11 protein-coding genes and 2 pseudogenes are annotated in these 15483 nt (G+C 59.6%); 5 read left to right on the top strand and 8 right to left on the bottom strand.

The genetic code is table 11. From position 1 onward, the window contains the following. Positions 1–65 precede the first annotated feature (65 nt). Complete coding sequence (locus L9059_RS04225) at positions 66–2015, bottom strand: DNA topoisomerase III (RefSeq protein WP_247288188.1); 1950 nt, start codon at positions 2013–2015, stop codon at positions 66–68. A 328-nt stretch (positions 2016–2343) separates the two neighbouring features. Here L9059_RS04225 and L9059_RS04220 point away from each other — a divergent pair, with 328 nt between their 5' ends. Further along, positions 2344–2706, top strand: a complete 363-nt coding sequence (locus L9059_RS04220; RefSeq protein WP_247288186.1) for a DUF427 domain-containing protein — start codon at positions 2344–2346, stop codon at positions 2704–2706. A 74-nt stretch (positions 2707–2780) separates the two neighbouring features. Continuing rightward, positions 2781–4124: pseudogene (locus L9059_RS04215) on the top strand (TonB-dependent siderophore receptor); the annotation flags it as partial. Between the two features lie 117 nt (positions 4125–4241). Here L9059_RS04215 and lldD read toward each other — a convergent pair. The 3 genes from lldD to L9059_RS04200 all read right to left on the bottom strand — a co-directional run bounded on the left by lldD (position 4242) and on the right by L9059_RS04200 (position 9088). Beyond that, entirely contained in the window at positions 4242–5387 is a 1146-nt protein-coding gene (gene lldD / locus L9059_RS04210; protein ID WP_247288184.1) for an FMN-dependent L-lactate dehydrogenase LldD, read from the bottom strand. A gap of 241 nt (positions 5388–5628) precedes the next feature. Next, positions 5629–7251, bottom strand: coding sequence for an MFS transporter (locus L9059_RS04205; RefSeq protein WP_247288174.1), 1623 nt, complete (start codon positions 7249–7251; stop codon positions 5629–5631). Positions 7252–7441: 190 nt separating this feature from the next. Continuing rightward, complete coding sequence (locus L9059_RS04200; RefSeq protein ID WP_247288172.1) at positions 7442–9088, bottom strand: GMC family oxidoreductase; 1647 nt, start codon at positions 9086–9088, stop codon at positions 7442–7444. Between the two features lie 123 nt (positions 9089–9211). Between L9059_RS04200 and L9059_RS04195 the strand changes: the two genes are divergently transcribed. Further along, positions 9212–10102: a LysR family transcriptional regulator gene (locus L9059_RS04195; RefSeq protein WP_247288170.1), complete on the top strand. Its 891-nt coding sequence runs from the start codon at positions 9212–9214 to the stop codon at positions 10100–10102. A 120-nt stretch (positions 10103–10222) separates the two neighbouring features. Here the strand turns inward: L9059_RS04195 and L9059_RS04190 are convergent, their stop codons facing one another. Then, positions 10223–11323, bottom strand: coding sequence for a DNA alkylation repair protein (locus L9059_RS04190; RefSeq protein ID WP_247288169.1), 1101 nt, complete (start codon positions 11321–11323; stop codon positions 10223–10225). A gap of 60 nt (positions 11324–11383) precedes the next feature. Next, complete coding sequence (locus L9059_RS04185; RefSeq protein ID WP_247288167.1) at positions 11384–13195, bottom strand: monovalent cation:proton antiporter-2 (CPA2) family protein; 1812 nt, start codon at positions 13193–13195, stop codon at positions 11384–11386. Between the two features lie 193 nt (positions 13196–13388). Here L9059_RS04185 and L9059_RS04180 point away from each other — a divergent pair, with 193 nt between their 5' ends. Then, positions 13389–13697 carry an RcnB family protein gene (locus L9059_RS04180; protein WP_247288315.1) on the top strand — a complete coding sequence of 103 codons (309 nt, stop codon included), beginning with the start codon at positions 13389–13391 and terminating at the stop codon, positions 13695–13697. A gap of 8 nt (positions 13698–13705) precedes the next feature. On the opposite strand, the pseudogene L9059_RS04175 reads toward L9059_RS04180, so the two are convergent. Then, positions 13706–13804, bottom strand: a pseudogene (locus L9059_RS04175) (protealysin propeptide domain-containing protein); the annotation flags it as partial. A 129-nt stretch (positions 13805–13933) separates the two neighbouring features. On the opposite strand from L9059_RS04175, the gene L9059_RS04170 reads away from it, so the two are divergent. Next, a complete protein-coding gene (locus L9059_RS04170; RefSeq protein ID WP_247288157.1) occupies positions 13934–14272 on the top strand; it encodes an FKBP-type peptidyl-prolyl cis-trans isomerase in 339 nt (112 codons plus the stop codon). A 44-nt stretch (positions 14273–14316) separates the two neighbouring features. Here the strand turns inward: L9059_RS04170 and L9059_RS04165 are convergent, their stop codons facing one another. Beyond that, complete coding sequence (locus L9059_RS04165) at positions 14317–15432, bottom strand: cytochrome P450 (protein ID WP_247288154.1); 1116 nt, start codon at positions 15430–15432, stop codon at positions 14317–14319. Positions 15433–15483: the final 51 nt, after the last annotated feature.

Here is a 15483-nt window from a genome sequence, read left to right as displayed (position 1 = left end):
TCAGATAGGAGTAGTGGCGCCGGGTTTGAAGAACACTAGACCATCTTGGTCGGTGCGAAGTGCCCTCATGTTTTGCGCGCTGGTTTTGCCGGGCGCCTGGTGCCGGTCGCAGCTTTGCGCTTAGCGGGTTTGCGTTTGTTTTTCCACGGCGTTGCCCCGCGTTCGGCCGGGCTTGCGGGCCCGCTGATGGTCAAGCTCAGCCCGGCACAGCGGGCTACCTGTTTGCTCATCCATGCGGCCTGTTTGGTGACAAACTCTTCCAGGCTCATCTCGCCGCTCTGCACCATGTCCAGTGCCTGTTCCCAGATCGCCGTGGTTCCAGGATCGGCAATAGCCCTGGGCACGGCGTCGATCAGGCTGAATGCCGCCGGGGTCGCGGCCAGCGCCTTGCCGTTTTTAGTCAGGTAACCACGGTCGAGCAGCCCTTGAATGATCGACGCGCGAGTCGCTTCGGTACCGATGCCGGTGGTGTCCTTGAGCTTTTGCTTGAGCAGTGGATCTTCCACGAGCTTGGCGACATTTTTCATCGCCTTGATCAGGTCGCCCTCGGTGAAAGGTTTGGGCGGTTGAGTCCAGAGGTCTTTGAGCTTGACATCGGCAACCCTGCACTCACGACCTTCGGCCAGTGTCGGCAGGGTTTGCGGAGTCGGAGCTTCACGGCCCTTGGCCGGGGCCAGGGCTTCAGGCAAAGCGCGTTTCCAGCCAGATTCGACGATCTGCTTGCCCACCGCTCGCAACGCTTGGCCGGCGCAATCAAAGTCGGCCTGGGTCCGGTCGTACTCGTGGTTGGGCAGGAACTGCGCCAGATAACGTGCGCGAATCAGGGTGTACACCGCCCTTTGCTTGCCGACCAGTCGTTCAAGATTTTTTGCTGCTGCCGTGGGGATGATCCCGTGGTGAGCACTGACTTTGGCATCGTTCCAGGCGCGGGAACGCCGGTGTGGTTCCAGATGCTCATTCAACGCGTTAAGGCCTGGATCGGCTTGTTTCAGCGCCGTCAGGATTCCCGGCGCCTCGCTGTGCTGACTGATCGGCAGGTAGCCGCAATCGCTGCGCGGGTAGGTGATGACTTTATGGGTTTCGTAGAGTGCCTGAGCGATGTCGAGTGTCTCTTGGGCACCCAGCCCGAGTTTCTTCGAACAGACTTCCTGCAACGTGCCCAAGTCAAAGGGTAGGGGCGCTACTTCACGCAGGCGCTCGGTACGCAGCTTGACCACCCGGGCGCTGGCCGCATTGCCGATGGCTGTTGCAGCCTGGCGAGCCAGTTCCGGGTTCAGGCAGCGGTCCTGGTCGTCGCAAACCTCGGAGGGGGCGCGCCATTGCGCGGTAAACGTAGTGCCGTCGTGCAGCAGTTGCACATCAATGGCCCAATAGGCGACTGGGACGAAATCGGCGATGCTGCGATCCCGATCCACCACCAGGCGCAGGGTCGGCGTTTGTACTCGACCGACCGGCAACACTCCCTGATAACCCGACTGCCGTCCCAGCAGTGTGAACAACCGGCTCATGTTCATTCCGATCAGCCAGTCGGCCCGGGAGCGGCCCAAGGCGGAGTGGTACAGGCTGAAGGTCTCGGCTCCCGGCTTGAGTGCCGCCAGCGCCTTGCGGATTGATGCCTCGTCCAGCGCCGATAACCAGAGTCGGCGGATCGGCCCGCGATACCGACAATGCTCGACCAGCTCCCTGGCGATCATTTCTCCTTCGCGGTCGGCGTCCGTGGCGATCACCAGCTCATCGGCCTCGCCCAGCAACCGTTTGACTGCCTTGTACTGGCTGGCGGTGCGCGGTTTGACGGTCATCTTCCATTTGTCGGGGATGATCGGCAGGTCTGCCAGCACCCAGCGTTTGTAGCGTGCGTCGTAGGCATCCGGTGGCGCGGTTTCCAGCAGGTGACCGATGCACCAGGTCACCGTAACGTCCGTTCCCAGCCAGCAGCCATCACCTCGACGCCGGGCGCCGAGCACAGCCGCAATATCCTTGGCTTGGGACGGTTTTTCACAGAGGTACAGCCGCATGACCACCATCGTTTTTCAATGTACGAGAGGTGCACAGAATGGCGGTTGATGGGCGAGGTATCAACCATTATCTGTATGGATGTACAGTTGGTGGGTTTCCGGTCATTGCCATGCGCGACTGCCGTCAGTTCGAACCCGCCACCGAACTGCCTGGAGTGATGCTTCCGTTCGGCTGTGAAGCGCTCGCGCAGGCGTAACTTGGGTTATACCTGATAGCTGTTGATGCAGGTTTTGAGGATGCTTAGCTGCCCGACGTGAGCCTGCTCGCTCACTGCGGGTACGTGCTTTCGCACCGATTGAGTCAAGTCTTCCAAGAGGAATCCACGCCATGCCAACCCCCCCTGCTGTCATTACCATTGCAGAACAACCGGGCTGTCTTCTGGTGAAGTTTCACGGAATCCAGGTGGCGGCTTCCGCACGCACACTGGTGCTGCTGGAGGCCAATTACCCGCCTGTATATTACGTCCCGCGTGAAGACATCGACGAGAAGTACTTCGCCCGCACCGACCACACCAGTTACTGCCCGTACAAGGGCGATGCCAGCTATTTCAGCCTGCAGGTCCCCGGGCATGAAGGCGCCAATGTGGTGTGGAGTTATGAGCATCCCAAGGTGTCGGTCGAACAGATCAAGGATTACGTCGCGTTCTACCCGGATCAGGTGAAGTTTGAATTGCTCGATGTCGAGGTTTGATAAAAGGCGCGGATGATGGCTATTGCCAATTACCTGTTACAAACATGACAATGCGAGTAATTATCAGTCGCGAATGCCTGGACCCGTCCTGGAACACCTGGCGTAGCCAGCGCACCACGGTGTTCGGCGATGTGAGGCACCAGATCAACGAGGACTGGGCGCTGAAGGTTGCCAGCGTTTACACAAAAAACACCCAGGACATCAAATATGCCTTCGCTTCCGGCGCGGTCACCCCGGGTGTCGGTACCACCGGCATGCTGGGTAGCCTGTATGACTACGATCAGGTCGATTACGGACTCGATGCCTACGTGGATGGCAAGTTCGCTGCGTTAGGCCAGCAACACGAACTGGTGGTGGGTTTCAACGCCAGCCGATCGAAAAAAAATGATTTCTATAGCGTGGCCTTCCTGCCCCAGCGGCAAAATGTGTTCAACCCCGACAAACATATTCCGGAGCCGGATGACAGTTACTTCATCGATAATTCCTCCCGCGGTGGCCCGGTCAATTCCGTCACCAAACAGCAGGGCGTTTATTCGACCCTGCGTCTGAAGCTGGCAGGTCCCCCTAACGCTTGTGGTGGGCGGACGGGTGAGCTGGTACGACTCCGACACCGACTCGTTTTTCATCAATTCGGGCACTTCCGAGCACTCAAGTACGACCGAGACCGGTCAGGTTACGCCGTTCGCCGGAGTCCTCCTGGATCTCAACGAGAACCTCACGGCCTACGCCAGCTACTCGGAGATCTTCACCCCGCAGGGCAATTACCGCTCCGAAGACGGTTCGGCACTCAAGCCGCTCGTGGGCCAGAGCTATGAACTGGGGATCAAGGGAGCCTGGTTCGACGGTCGCCTGAACAGCTCCTTCAACCTGTTCCGCACCCTCCAGAAGGACCAGGCACAGACCGACTTCAACTCGTCATGCCCGTCATCGGATGGCTACTGCTACGTCAACGCCGGCAAAGTTCGGGCACAGGGGTTTAGGCGCAGATCAGCGGGGAAGTGATAGAGCGCCTGCAGTTGCTTGCCGGCTACACCTACACCCAGACCAAGACCCTCGATGACATCGACACCAGCCTCAGTGGCGCGGCATTCAACAGTTACGTGCCACGACACGTGTTGCGCATGTGGGGGGACTACGCACTTTATGGCGCACTCGAGAAGTTTTCCATTGGCGGGGGTGTGAACGCGCAGAGTGATAATTTCCGGGTGTCGCCGTCATCGGGAAACAAAATCACTCAATCGGGTTACGCGATCTGGAATGGACGCATCGGCTACCGCATCGACGATACTTGGTCGGTGGCGCTCAATGGTAACAACCTGTTTGACAAGCGCTAATACGCAACGGTAGGTACCGAGGCGTTCGGCAACTATTATGGGGACCCGCGCAATTTCATGTTATCGGTGAAAGCGAGTTTCTAAGAGGCGCAATTGTAGGCGCGAGCTCACTCGCGAGAGTGGTCAACGATGACGCTGACACCCCGGGGTGTTCTCTGGTTTTTTCGCGAGCAAGCTCGCTCCTACAGTCGAAACAGAGTCTTACAGAAGCTGTGCCTGCACCAACGTGGTTTCGTCGATCTGATCGATCGACGTCACCCCGGTCAATGTCATTGCCACGCGCATTTCCCGGGCAAAGATATCCAGCATGTTTTCCACCCCGCGCTGACCATCGGCGGCCAGAGCGTAGGCCATCGATCGTCCCAGCAGGACGCCTTTGGCACCCAGTGCGAGCATGCGCACAACGTCCAACCCCGAGCGAATTCCCGAGTCAACCAAAACGCTCAGGTCATTCCCCACGGCCTGCACGATGGGTGGCAATGCCCGGGCGGTAGAGAGGACGCCGTCCAGTTGGCGGCCGCCGTGGTTCGATACGACAATGCCATCGGCTCCGAAGCTGACAGCGTCCCTGGCATCCTGGGGATCGAGGATGCCCTTGATGATCATCGGCCCTTGCCAGAACTCGCGAATCCACTCCAGGTCACTCCAGCTGATCGACGGGTCGAAGTTGTTGGCCAGCCAGCCCATGTAGTCCTCGAGGGTCACGGCCTTGCCGAGGTATCTGGAAATGTTTCCCAGGTCATGTGGGCGGCCCATGAGGCCGACGTTGAACGCCCAGTCGGGCCGGGTCATGGCCTGAAGCATTCGCCGTGACGACGCAAACGGACCGGACATACCCGAGTGTGCATCGCGATAGCGCGCGCCGGGAGTCGGCATGTCAACGGTGAACACCAGATTCTTCACGCCGGCAGCCTTGGCGCGTTCGAGCGCGTTTTTCATGAAGCCGCGATCCTTGAGCACATACAGCTGAAACCAGATCGATTGTTGGCTCTGGGCGACGACTTCTTCGATCGAGCACACCGATACCGTGGAAAGGCACAAGGGGATGCCTTTGTTTTGCGCGGCCCTCACTGCCTGTACCTCACCACGACGGGCAAACATGCCCGTCAGGCCGACCGGCGCCAAGACGATTGGCATGGCGAGTTTCTGCTCGAAGAGGGTCGTCTCCAGGCTCAGGGTTTCGACGTTTTTGAGAATCCGCTGTCGCAGGCTGATGCCGCTCAGGTCGGCGCTATTGGCCCGCAACGTATGCTCTGCATAAGCCCCACCGTCGATGTAATCGAACAAGAAGCGCGGGAGTTTGCGGCGCGCCGCTTCGCGATAGTCGGACGCAGATGAAATGATCATGAAGACGCTGCCTCGGTCTGGTGATTGCGATGACCCATGTGCTCAGGTTAACGAAATACTCTTCAGTTAAACGAATACCGACCACTGTAGGAGCGAGCTTGCTCGCGAAAAACGTCAACGATAACGCGTTAAGCCTGGTTAAACGCGGTGTCTATGAGTTTTTCGCGAGCAAGCTCGCTCCTACAAAAGCCTTAACTGGATAGCATTACCCGCGTGTGCGGGGCGTTTTTTCCGTCTGCTGTCAGTTGGTGTCCAGGTCGACGTTTTTCGTCTCACGCAAACAGATCATGCCCACCACCAGGCTCACCCCGGTGATCAATACCGGGTACCAGAGCCCGTAGAAAATATCCCCGGTGTACACCACCAGCGCAAACGACACCGTCGGCAGGAAACCGCCGAACCAGCCGTTGCCAATGTGATAAGGCAGGGACATCGAAGTGTAGCGGATGCGCGTCGGGAACAGCTCGACCATCAATGCTGCCAGCGGGCCGTAGCACATGGCGGAGATGACGATCAGCGCGACGATCAATGCGACGATCATTGGTTTGTTGATCAGTTGGACGTCCGCCTGAGACGGATAACCGGCCAGGGTGATCGCACCGCGCAGGGCGGCTTCGTCATAGCCGTCGATCTTCACGTCGCCAACACTGACTTGGACGGCGCTGCCAGCGGGGGCCGGGGCGCTGCTGTAGGGTAGGCCCTGTTTGACCAGGAAGGTCTTGACCTTGTCGCACGGACTGTCGAATTTCGCTTTACCCACCGGATCGAACTGGAACGTGCAGGTGTCCGGGTCGGCCAGCACAGTGATTGGCGCCTGTTGGCTGGCCTGGTCGATGGCCGGATTGGCGTAGTGCGCCAGGGATTTGAATATCGGGAAGTACAGTGCAGTGGCCAGCAGCAGGCCGAGCATCAGCACCGGTTTGCGCCCGACCTTGTCCGACAGCCAGCCGAAGAAGATGAAGAACGGTGCGCCGATGATCACGCTGATGATCAGCAGGCTGTTGGCCAAGGCCGGGTCCATCTTCAGGAACTGGGTGAGGAAGAACAACACATAAAATTGCGCCGCATAAAACGTTACTGCCTGACCGGCGTTGATGCTGAACAGGGCGATCAGCACCACCTTGAGGTTTTCCCATTTGCCGAAGGAGTCACGAATCGGCTGCTTGCAGAGTTTGCCTTCCTCTTTCATTTTCACGAATGAGGGGGATTCATGCAGGCTCAGGCGAATCCAGGTGGAGATACCCAGCAGCACGATGGAAAACAGGAACGGAATCCGCCAGCCCCAGACTTCGAACTGGTCGCCGGTGAAGTAGCGGCAACCCAGTACCACCAGCAGAGACAGCAGCAGGCCGAGGGTCGCGGTCGACTGGATCCAGCTGGTGTGGAAGCCACGCTTGCCGATCGGCGCGTGTTCCGCCACGTAGGTGGCCGCGCCGCCGTATTCACCGCCCAAGGCCAGGCCCTGGAGCATGCGCAGCAGTACCAGGATGATGGGTGCGGCAATGCCGATACTGGCGTAGGTGGGCAGCAGGCCGACGCAGAAAGTCGCTAGGCCCATCAGGACGATAGTGGCAAGGAAGGTGTACTTGCGCCCGATCATGTCCCCCAGTCGCCCGAATACCAGTGCGCCGAATGGCCGCACGATGAAACCTGCCGCGAAGGCCATCAGGGCGAAGATGAACGCCGTGGTGTCATTGACCCCGGCGAAGAACTGTTTGCTAATCACCGCCGCGAGAGCGCCGTAGAGGAAAAAGTCGTACCACTCGAAGACCGTTCCGAGTGACGAAGCGAAGATGACCTTGCGGGTGTCGTGACCAATCTCGGCGCGGCCCACGGGCTCCAGCGGCTGAACATGTTCTGACATATCGGTATCCCTTACAGTGATTGTTTTTGTTGTTCCACTGTCGGCGCCGGCCTTATGGGCTGGTGCCGGTACTTCGATGTAGGTGGTGCATGTGTCCCCTGTAGGCGCTGCCGAAGGCTGTGATCTTTTGCTGTTGCTTTTTAAGATCACAAGATCGCAGCCTCCGGCAGCTCCTACGCGGCGGTTATTCTCAGGTGGTGGTGACCCGTTCCTTTGGCGTGTTGATACTCCTTGTAGCGGGGTTCAGGATCAATTCAGCGGCTTTTTCCGCGATCATCAGCGTAGGCGAACAGGTGTTGCCGGAGGTGATTCTGGGCATGATCGAAGCGTCGGCAATGCGCAGGCCGGGTATGCCATGCACCTTGAGTTGCGCGTCGACCACTGCGTCCCGGTCATTGCCCATGCGGCAGGTACCCACCGGGTGAAAAATCGTCGTGCCAATGCGCGCGGCGGCTTCGTGCAATTGTTCCTCGCTTTGCAAACGGTCCCCCGGCAGATACTCCACCGGCTTGAAGTGAGCAAGGGCCGGTGCCGCCACGATGCGCCGGGTCAGGCGAATGGCGTCCGCCGCGACCCGCAAATCTTCCGGGTGACTCAAGTAATTGGGCTGGATCAGCGGCGCGTCCTGGGCATTAGCGCTGCGGATTTCCACGCGACCACGACTGTTGGGGCGCAGATCACACACCGATGCGGTGAAGGCAGGAAAGGCGTGCAACGGCTCGCCGAAGCGCTCCAGCGACAGGGGCTGCACGTGATACTCGAGATTGGCCGAGGTCTGCTCGGGCCCCGACCGGGCAAAAGCGCCCAACTGGCTCGGCGCCATCGACAGCGGTCCGCTGCGGTTGTAAAGGTAGCGCAGGCCCATGCCCATCTTGCCCCACACACTGCCTGCGATCTGGTTCAGGGTGCGGGCGTTTTCCAGCTTGTAGATCAGCCGCAGTTGCAGGTGATCCTGCAGGTTGCCGCCAACGCCCGGCAGCTCATGGACCACACCGATACCGAGTGATTGCAGCAGCGGGCGAGAGCCGATGCCCGAGCGTTGCAGAATGCTCGGTGACCCGACGGCGCCTGCGCACAGTATGATCTCCTGGCGAGCCCTGAAGGTTCTTGGTTGGCCCTGGCAACGACTGATGACCGCTGAGGCGCGGCCATTCTCAAGTTGTACGCGATCGACTTCGACGTCGGTCAATACCGTGAGATTGGGCCGGTGACGCACAGGTTTGAGAAAGGCCTTGGCCGCATTCCAGCGGATCCCGGCCTTCTGATTGACCTGGAAGTAAGCGCAGCCTTCGTTGTCGCCCTGGTTGAAATCATCGATGCTGGCAATTCCGCTCTGTTCGGCGGCGCTACGAAACGCGTCCAGAATCGGCCAGGACAGCCTCTGGCGTTCGATCCGCCATTCCCCGGCGGCGCCATGAAACTGCGAGTCGCCGGCAAAGTGGTCTTCACTTTTCTTGAACAGCGGCAACACCTCACTCCAGCTCCAGCCTGGGTTGCCATCTGCCGCCCAGCCGTCGTAGTCGCCGGCCTGGCCGCGCATGTAGATCATGCCGTTGATCGAGGAGCACCCGCCCAGGACCTTGCCCCGGGGATAGCTCAGGGCGCGACCCTGCAGACCGGGTTGCGCCTCGGTCTTGAAGCACCAGTCGGTACGCGGGTTACCGATACAGAACAGGTAACCCACCGGGATGTGAATCCACGCATAGTTATCGCGACCGCCAGCTTCGAGCAGCAGCACCCGATGCTGCGGGTTGGCTGAGAGTCGGTTGGCAAGCAAACAACCGGCCGGACCGGCCCCGACCACCACGTAGTCGTATTCATCAAGGGAAGTCGGCATCCCTGACCTCGTATTGTTGTTGTTCTTGTTGTCAGTCATCCTAGTTGTTAGCTTTCGTTTAAAGAATGTTAATTTTTGCGCAGCGGCTGTGCGTTTTTAAACAGCGCGGCTTGAGGACGATCGATGTTCGACTGGAATGACGTGCGGTTTTTTCTTGAGCTCCAGCGCAGCAAGCGATTGCTCACCGCGGCCCGTCGTTTGAACACCACCCATGCCACCGTCGCCCGGCATATCGAAGCCATTGAAAAAAGCCTGGGGACGGCGCTGTTCGTCCAGCACGCCCAGGGGTACCAGATGACACCTGCCGGCGAAGCGCTGCTTAAACATGCCGAGGCGATGGAAAACGTCGCGTTGCTGGCCCAGGAAGAAATGACCCAATCGACGGTGCCCCTCGGCAAAATCCGCGTGGGGGTGACCGAAGGACTGGGCATCGTGTTCCTCGCCAGTCGCTTGAATGGCCTGTTCGAGCGTTATCCCGGGCTGGAAGTGGAGCTGGTGGCGGTGCCGCGTTTTGTCAGTATCCTTAACCGCGAAGCCGAGATCAGCATCCACCTCGAACGGCCGGCGGCGGACATGCTGGTGACCCGCAAACTCACGGACTATCGCCTGGCGCTCTACGCCAGCCAGGACTACCTCGATCGCGCACCGCCGCTGCGCAGCCGCGAAGACCTCGGCCGGCATGCCTGGATCGGCTATGTCGACGACTTGCTGTTCAGCCAGGAGCTGATGTTTCTCAACAGTTTTTGCCGCAACCCCCAAGTGGTCTTCCACAGCACCAGCGTTATTGCCCAGCAACAGGCGGCGCGCTCGGGACTGGGGATCGCCGTGCTGCCTTGCTACATGGCCAGTGCCGACCCGGGGTTGGTACCGTTACTACCGGATGAAAGCATTTTGCGCAGCTACTGGATCAGCACCCGCCGCGAGCTGCACAAGTCGGTGCGGCTGCGGGTGTTGTGGGACTACGTGGTGGCGTTGTGTGAGAGCGAGCAGGGGTTGCTGCTGGGCACGGATTGACCTGCAATTTAGGCGCAAGCTTGCTCGCGATGGACTTGAGGTCGCAGCGGTAAGCCTGTTGTCGCGCGTTGTCGTTCACCTTCATTGCGAGCAAGCTCGCGCCTGCAAGGGATTTGTGTTTCAGGGGAGGATTTCGAAGGCCGTTGTCGCCAGCCGCTCGCCGTTCACCATCACGTGCACTGCGTGCTTGCCTGCGTAATGCCGGCGTGTGGTGAGCTCTTTGATCTGTTGGCTGCGCGTAACTTGCTCGCAGGCCTTGCCGGCCAGGGTCAGCGCCTTGAGCTTGAACACCTTTGCCGAGGTGCTGCCATTGCCCTTGACGTAGTCGATCGCATAATCGATCACCAGCCGCTGGCTGTGCTCGACCGTGGACTGCATGGCAAACGACAAGGTGATCTTCTCGCCGAGCCTGATTACTGCCGGTTCGACTCGTACCTGAGTGATCTCGACCTCGGCCTTGCCGCCTGCACCGATGATCGCCAGCGCCCGCCGGTTGCCTTGCTTGATCAGGCTGCGCAGGGCGTGTTTGGCAACCCACGCGGTGTGCCGGTTCTCAAGCGACCAGCCCTCGATCAGGTCCAGCACCCAGTCGGGATGCTCCTTGGTGATGTCGTTCAAATGATTGGCCACGGACTTGCGCACGTAGAGGCTGTTGTCGGCCTTGAGGTTGTCGAGGATTGCCGCTGCCAGGCTCGGGTCAGCCTGAACCCGCTCCAGCCGGAAGGACCAGGGCAACCGCGGCCGGCTGCCTTCGCTCGCCAGGCGCCGCACGTGCTCGTTTTCATCCAGCGACCATTGGTGCATCACCGCCAGGGTGCGCTCGAAATCGCTGCGCAGGAAATGTCGAATCGCAAACTCCGATGAACCGAACGAGGTGAAGTACTTCAGGGCCGCCATGGACTGATCGAAGGCATGGCTACCATAGGTCGCGACATAATGCGGTAATGAAATGCTGACGAATCCGCTGTTCAAGCGTGGGGCGAGGGCGCACAGAACTGTCAGAGAGTCCTGGTAACTCAGTGGCAGTACCGCGTGCAGGCATTCGCTGACCCGAGCCATGCGCTGCATGATCGATAACTCTGCGAGGCCTTCGTTGGCCATTTTCAGAAAAGCCTTGGTGTTGAACTCGGGATAGACCGCGCTCATCTCGGTAGCGATGTGCCGGAGGCGCTCGGCGTTGAAGATTTCTTTGAGCGCAGGAGCGGGTGTGTCAGCAGCCATTGCGGGTTCCTTTATTGTGTGAGCCTGCTTGAGATAACGGTCCATCATTCGCCGAAGCACTTAAACCTTGCCCAATTTCTCCTCCTCCAGCTGATCCGACTCAAACAGCTTCGCCAATTCCGCCCTGGCTTCCTGCGCCGTCTGTAGTACCTTGGCCTCATCGTCATAAATCGAATGCTGGGCTTCCAGCACCTGCTCATCATGATGTTTGAAGCGTTTAATCCGTGCATCGGCCTGGGCCTGTGTCAGGCCCAGCCCTACCAGCGTGCGGCGGCTCATTTCCAGGCTCGAATAGTAGGTTTCCCGAATCGCCTCGGCGCCGAGGTCCACCAGCCGGTGCACATGCTGGCGGTTACGGGCGCGGGCGATGATCTTGATGTGCGGGTAGAGCTTGTGGACCAGCTCGGCGGTCTTGATGTTGGCGTCCGGGTCATCGGTGGCAATCACAAAATATTCAGCCTGTTCGACCTTGGCAGCGCTGAGGATTTCCGGGCGCATCGGATCGCCGTAGAACACTGGCACTCCGCCAAAGCTGCGAGACAATTCGATAGTTTCCACTGAAGTGTCGAGGGCGACGAACCTGATGTTCTGTGCTCGCAGGATCCGTGCGACGATCTGCCCCATGCGGCCCATGCCGGCGATCACCACTCGCGGGGTGTCGGTGTCGATTTCCCGAAACTGCTCCGGCACCATCACCGGCTGCACCTTCGGGCTCACCAGCCGGGCGCAAACCAGCAATAGCAGGGGGGTCACGGCCATGGACAAGGTGATGGTCAACACCAGCAAATCGTACAGGCGCGGCTCGAACAGGCCCTGGTCGCGACCTATCTTGAACACGACAAAGGCGAATTCACCGCCCGCCGCCAGCACGATACCCAGGCGAATAGCACTGACCTTGCCCAGGCCACCCGCCAGCCGTCCAACCACAAACAGCAGGGGCAATTTGATGGCGATCAGCAGCAGGGTCAAGCCCAGCACCGTGATCGGCGCACTCAGGAGCAGGCTCAGGTTCGCGCCCATGCCCACGCTGATGAAAAACAGGCCCAACAGCAGACCCTTGAACGGTTCGATCTGCGCTTCGAGTTCGTGGCGATACTCTGAGTCTGCCAAGAGCAATCCGGCGAGAAACGCGCCAAGGGCCATGGACACGCCGACCAGGTCCATCAGCCACGCCGTGCCAATCACCACCAGCAACGCGGTGGCGGTGGACACTTCCGGCAGCCCCGTCCGGGCCACCACGCGGAACACCGGACGCAACAGGTAGCGCCCGCCGATCACCACCACCGCGATACTGCCCAGCACCCGCAACCCGTGATTGATATCCTCGGCGGCAGTGGAGGTGTGATCGCCGCCCGCCAGCAACGGCACCATGGCGATCAGCGGGATCGCCGCGATGTCCTGGAACAGCAGGATCGCAAAGGCCAGTCGGCCGTGGGGGCTGGTCAGTTCCTTGCGCTCGGCCAGGCTCTGCAGGCCAAAGGCGGTGGAGGAGAGGGCGAGGCCGAGGCCCAGCACGATGGCACTGTTCAGCGGCTGGCCGAACATGAACAAGGCGGTCACGCCAATCACCGAGCCGGTCAGCAGTACCTGCGCCAGGCCGACGCCAAATACTGATTTACGCATCACCCACAACCTTCGTGGTGATAACTCCAAGCCAATGATGAACAACAGCAACACCACCCCTAGTTCGGAAATATGGCTGACGCTCTGCGGATTGCCAATCAGGCCCAACACCGACGGGCCGATGATCACTCCCGCAAACAGATAGCCCAGCACCGCCCCCAGTTGCAGGCGCTTGGCCAGGGGCACGGTCAGCACCGCCGCGAACAGAAAAACGACAGCGGCTTGCAACAGGTTGCCTTCATGGGGCATGGCTTACTCCAGAACTCGGTACGGCGGGGGCGACAAGGATAAAGCCTGTAACGGGATGCGTCAGCCATGGGCTGGCATGATTGTATGAATGGAGCATTTTTGCCGGTGCCAGCAAATCATCGCGCCCTGAATGAATGATTTTCGAGCCGCGCAGTCGGAGTTCAGGTACTACGACATTTATCGAGGATCAACCATGAACAGCAAAACCCTCATCGCCGCCCTGGCCATTGCCGCTGGCGTTGCCGGGATCAGTCCCATCGTTCAAGCGGATGACTCCCCTGAAAAAACCGTGCAGCCGAGTGCCACCAACACTCGCGAACTGAACGTCAACGACCGCGCCCCGGATATCTACCAGCGACCTGAAAAAGCCCTGAAGAACTGGAAAGCCAAAGGTCTGAAAGCCCCGCTAGCGCAAGCGCAGTGGGTGCAGGTGCATGACAAGTACATGATGGTGATGATTACCAACGGCACGATCGTGGATATTACGCCGGTGGAGAAGTAGGCCTGCTCGATCGTGCCCAACGCACCGGAACGCTGCCGTTCGGAGCCGTGGGCAATGATGCGGTTGAGGATGTAGGGCGGACTGAAACTGCGCGGTGAGTCGGTCATCAGAGCGTCCATTTCTGAGTACGGAGTCGATACTCACCTGAACGGGCCGGGCTGTTTCGGTTCAATGGATTGCCAACGGCGGCAAATTCTGCGAAAACGCCCTGATTAACGGTTAACAGAGCAAGATTCATGAACGACGAATTACAGATCATCGACCTGGAGCCGGGTGACGGCAAGGCGGCAGTCAAGGGTGCCCTGATCACCACTCAATACCGCGGCTGGCTGGAAGACGGTACGGAATTTGATTCGTCCTACAGTCGGGGCAAACCGTTTCAGTGTGTGATTGGCACCGGTCGAGTCATCAAGGGCTGGGATCAAGGCATCATGGGAATGCAGGTCGGCGGCAAGCGCAAATTGCTGGTGCCGGCGCATTTGGGCTACGGTGAGCGGACCATGGGTAAAATTACGCCGAATTCGAATCTGATTTTCGAGATTGAATTGCTGGAAGTGTTGACCAGGGACGAGTAGGCGCAGCCGAGAGAAACGACGCTGCGATCTTTAGGCCCTGAAATTCACGAGCTAAAAACCGGAGTTCGCCCATTTAAGGAACGCCGATACACCCACCTCAATCCCCCCAGCTGTATGTTAGTCGTCAGCACCTCCCGCACGGTCGCCGCGGCAATTTCCAACGCCAGTAACCGCCCGGGACACTCATGCCTTCCCACGCCAAAGGTGAAACTCCGCCGATTCGGGCGATCAAGCATGAACAGCCCAGGATCCGTGTTTAACAGCGGATCCCGATTAGCCGCGCCCAAAACCACCAACACCACATCCCCAGCATTCAAACGCACCCCCTCAATCACACAGTCCGCAGCGACAAACCGGCGAGTGTTCTGCACGGGCGGGTCGAACCGCAGGGTTTCGGCGATCAGATCATCCATTTGCAGCGACTCGTGTGGCACCGCCAGGTGTCGATTCAGCGCAATCAAGGCGTTGCCGATCAGGCCAGCCGTCGCCTCGTGGGTTTGAGAGAACAGACCGATCAGGTTGGCAATCAACACCTGCTGGTCTGGCGACTCGGTAGCGAAGCGCCGGCGGATGTTGCCCAGCAAAGTGCTGCGGTTGTCCGGATCATCCAATAGCTCAAGCAGGTAGCCACTGAGTTGTTCGGCGGCTATCTGCGCGTCTGCCAATTGAGCTTGATCGCTCAGAGGCGACAGGCACGCCCCAAAGTCGGCCGTCAACTCGCTGATAATCCGGGCCTGGGTGGGAGAGAACCCCAGCAGCACCGCGACCACGCACACCGGTCCACGGAACATGGCATTGTGCAGCCCTTCAGCGTCAGGTGTGATGAACCGCGCAGCCACCAGCGCCTTCACTTTACCGGCTTCGAGCAAGGCCAACTCCGGTTCGATCGCCGATCTGGGGCAGCGCTGACTTGGGCCTTCGTTCATCCGCATCAGACGCCCGAAAACGCTACCTGCCATCCCGCCGGCAATGGCCATGGGCACCGGCTCGGCGGCTGGCCGGACGTGACAATCGGGATGTTCCAGTATCGCCGCCACAGCGCGGGCACTGCTGGCCAGCCACAGGTTGAGACCCTGGTGAAATGCCAGTCCGCCCTCGGCACGCAGCTGTGCGTAGTAGGGATAGGGATCGGGATGAGTTGCAGCGATGATCGGGTCCATGGGTCGCAGCCTTGTTCGATAGGGTGGAAGTGTTGCTACTATCTTCAGTTC

The organism is Pseudomonas violetae (assembly GCF_023072615.1).
GTDB classification, from domain to species: Bacteria; Pseudomonadota; Gammaproteobacteria; order Pseudomonadales; family Pseudomonadaceae; genus Aquipseudomonas; species Aquipseudomonas violetae.
Note: the sequence above shows the minus strand (reverse complement) of the source record. Positions and strands in the feature narration are given on the sequence as shown.

Coding starts and splice junctions, on each gene's coding strand:
- L9059_RS04225 (WP_247288188.1), bottom strand. CDS start 2,015: ATGCGGCTGTACCTCTGTGAAAAACCGTCCCAAGCCAAGGATATTGCG.
- L9059_RS04220 (WP_247288186.1), top strand. CDS start 2,344: ATGCCAACCCCCCCTGCTGTCATTACCATTGCAGAACAACCGGGCTGT.
- lldD (WP_247288184.1), bottom strand. CDS start 5,387: ATGATCATTTCATCTGCGTCCGACTATCGCGAAGCGGCGCGCCGCAAA.
- L9059_RS04205 (WP_247288174.1), bottom strand. CDS start 7,251: ATGTCAGAACATGTTCAGCCGCTGGAGCCCGTGGGCCGCGCCGAGATT.
- L9059_RS04200 (WP_247288172.1), bottom strand. CDS start 9,088: ATGCCGACTTCCCTTGATGAATACGACTACGTGGTGGTCGGGGCCGGT.
- L9059_RS04195 (WP_247288170.1), top strand. CDS start 9,212: ATGTTCGACTGGAATGACGTGCGGTTTTTTCTTGAGCTCCAGCGCAGC.
- L9059_RS04190 (WP_247288169.1), bottom strand. CDS start 11,323: ATGGCTGCTGACACACCCGCTCCTGCGCTCAAAGAAATCTTCAACGCC.
- L9059_RS04185 (WP_247288167.1), bottom strand. CDS start 13,195: ATGCCCCATGAAGGCAACCTGTTGCAAGCCGCTGTCGTTTTTCTGTTC.
- L9059_RS04180 (WP_247288315.1), top strand. CDS start 13,389: ATGAACAGCAAAACCCTCATCGCCGCCCTGGCCATTGCCGCTGGCGTT.
- L9059_RS04170 (WP_247288157.1), top strand. CDS start 13,934: ATGAACGACGAATTACAGATCATCGACCTGGAGCCGGGTGACGGCAAG.
- L9059_RS04165 (WP_247288154.1), bottom strand. CDS start 15,432: ATGGACCCGATCATCGCTGCAACTCATCCCGATCCCTATCCCTACTAC.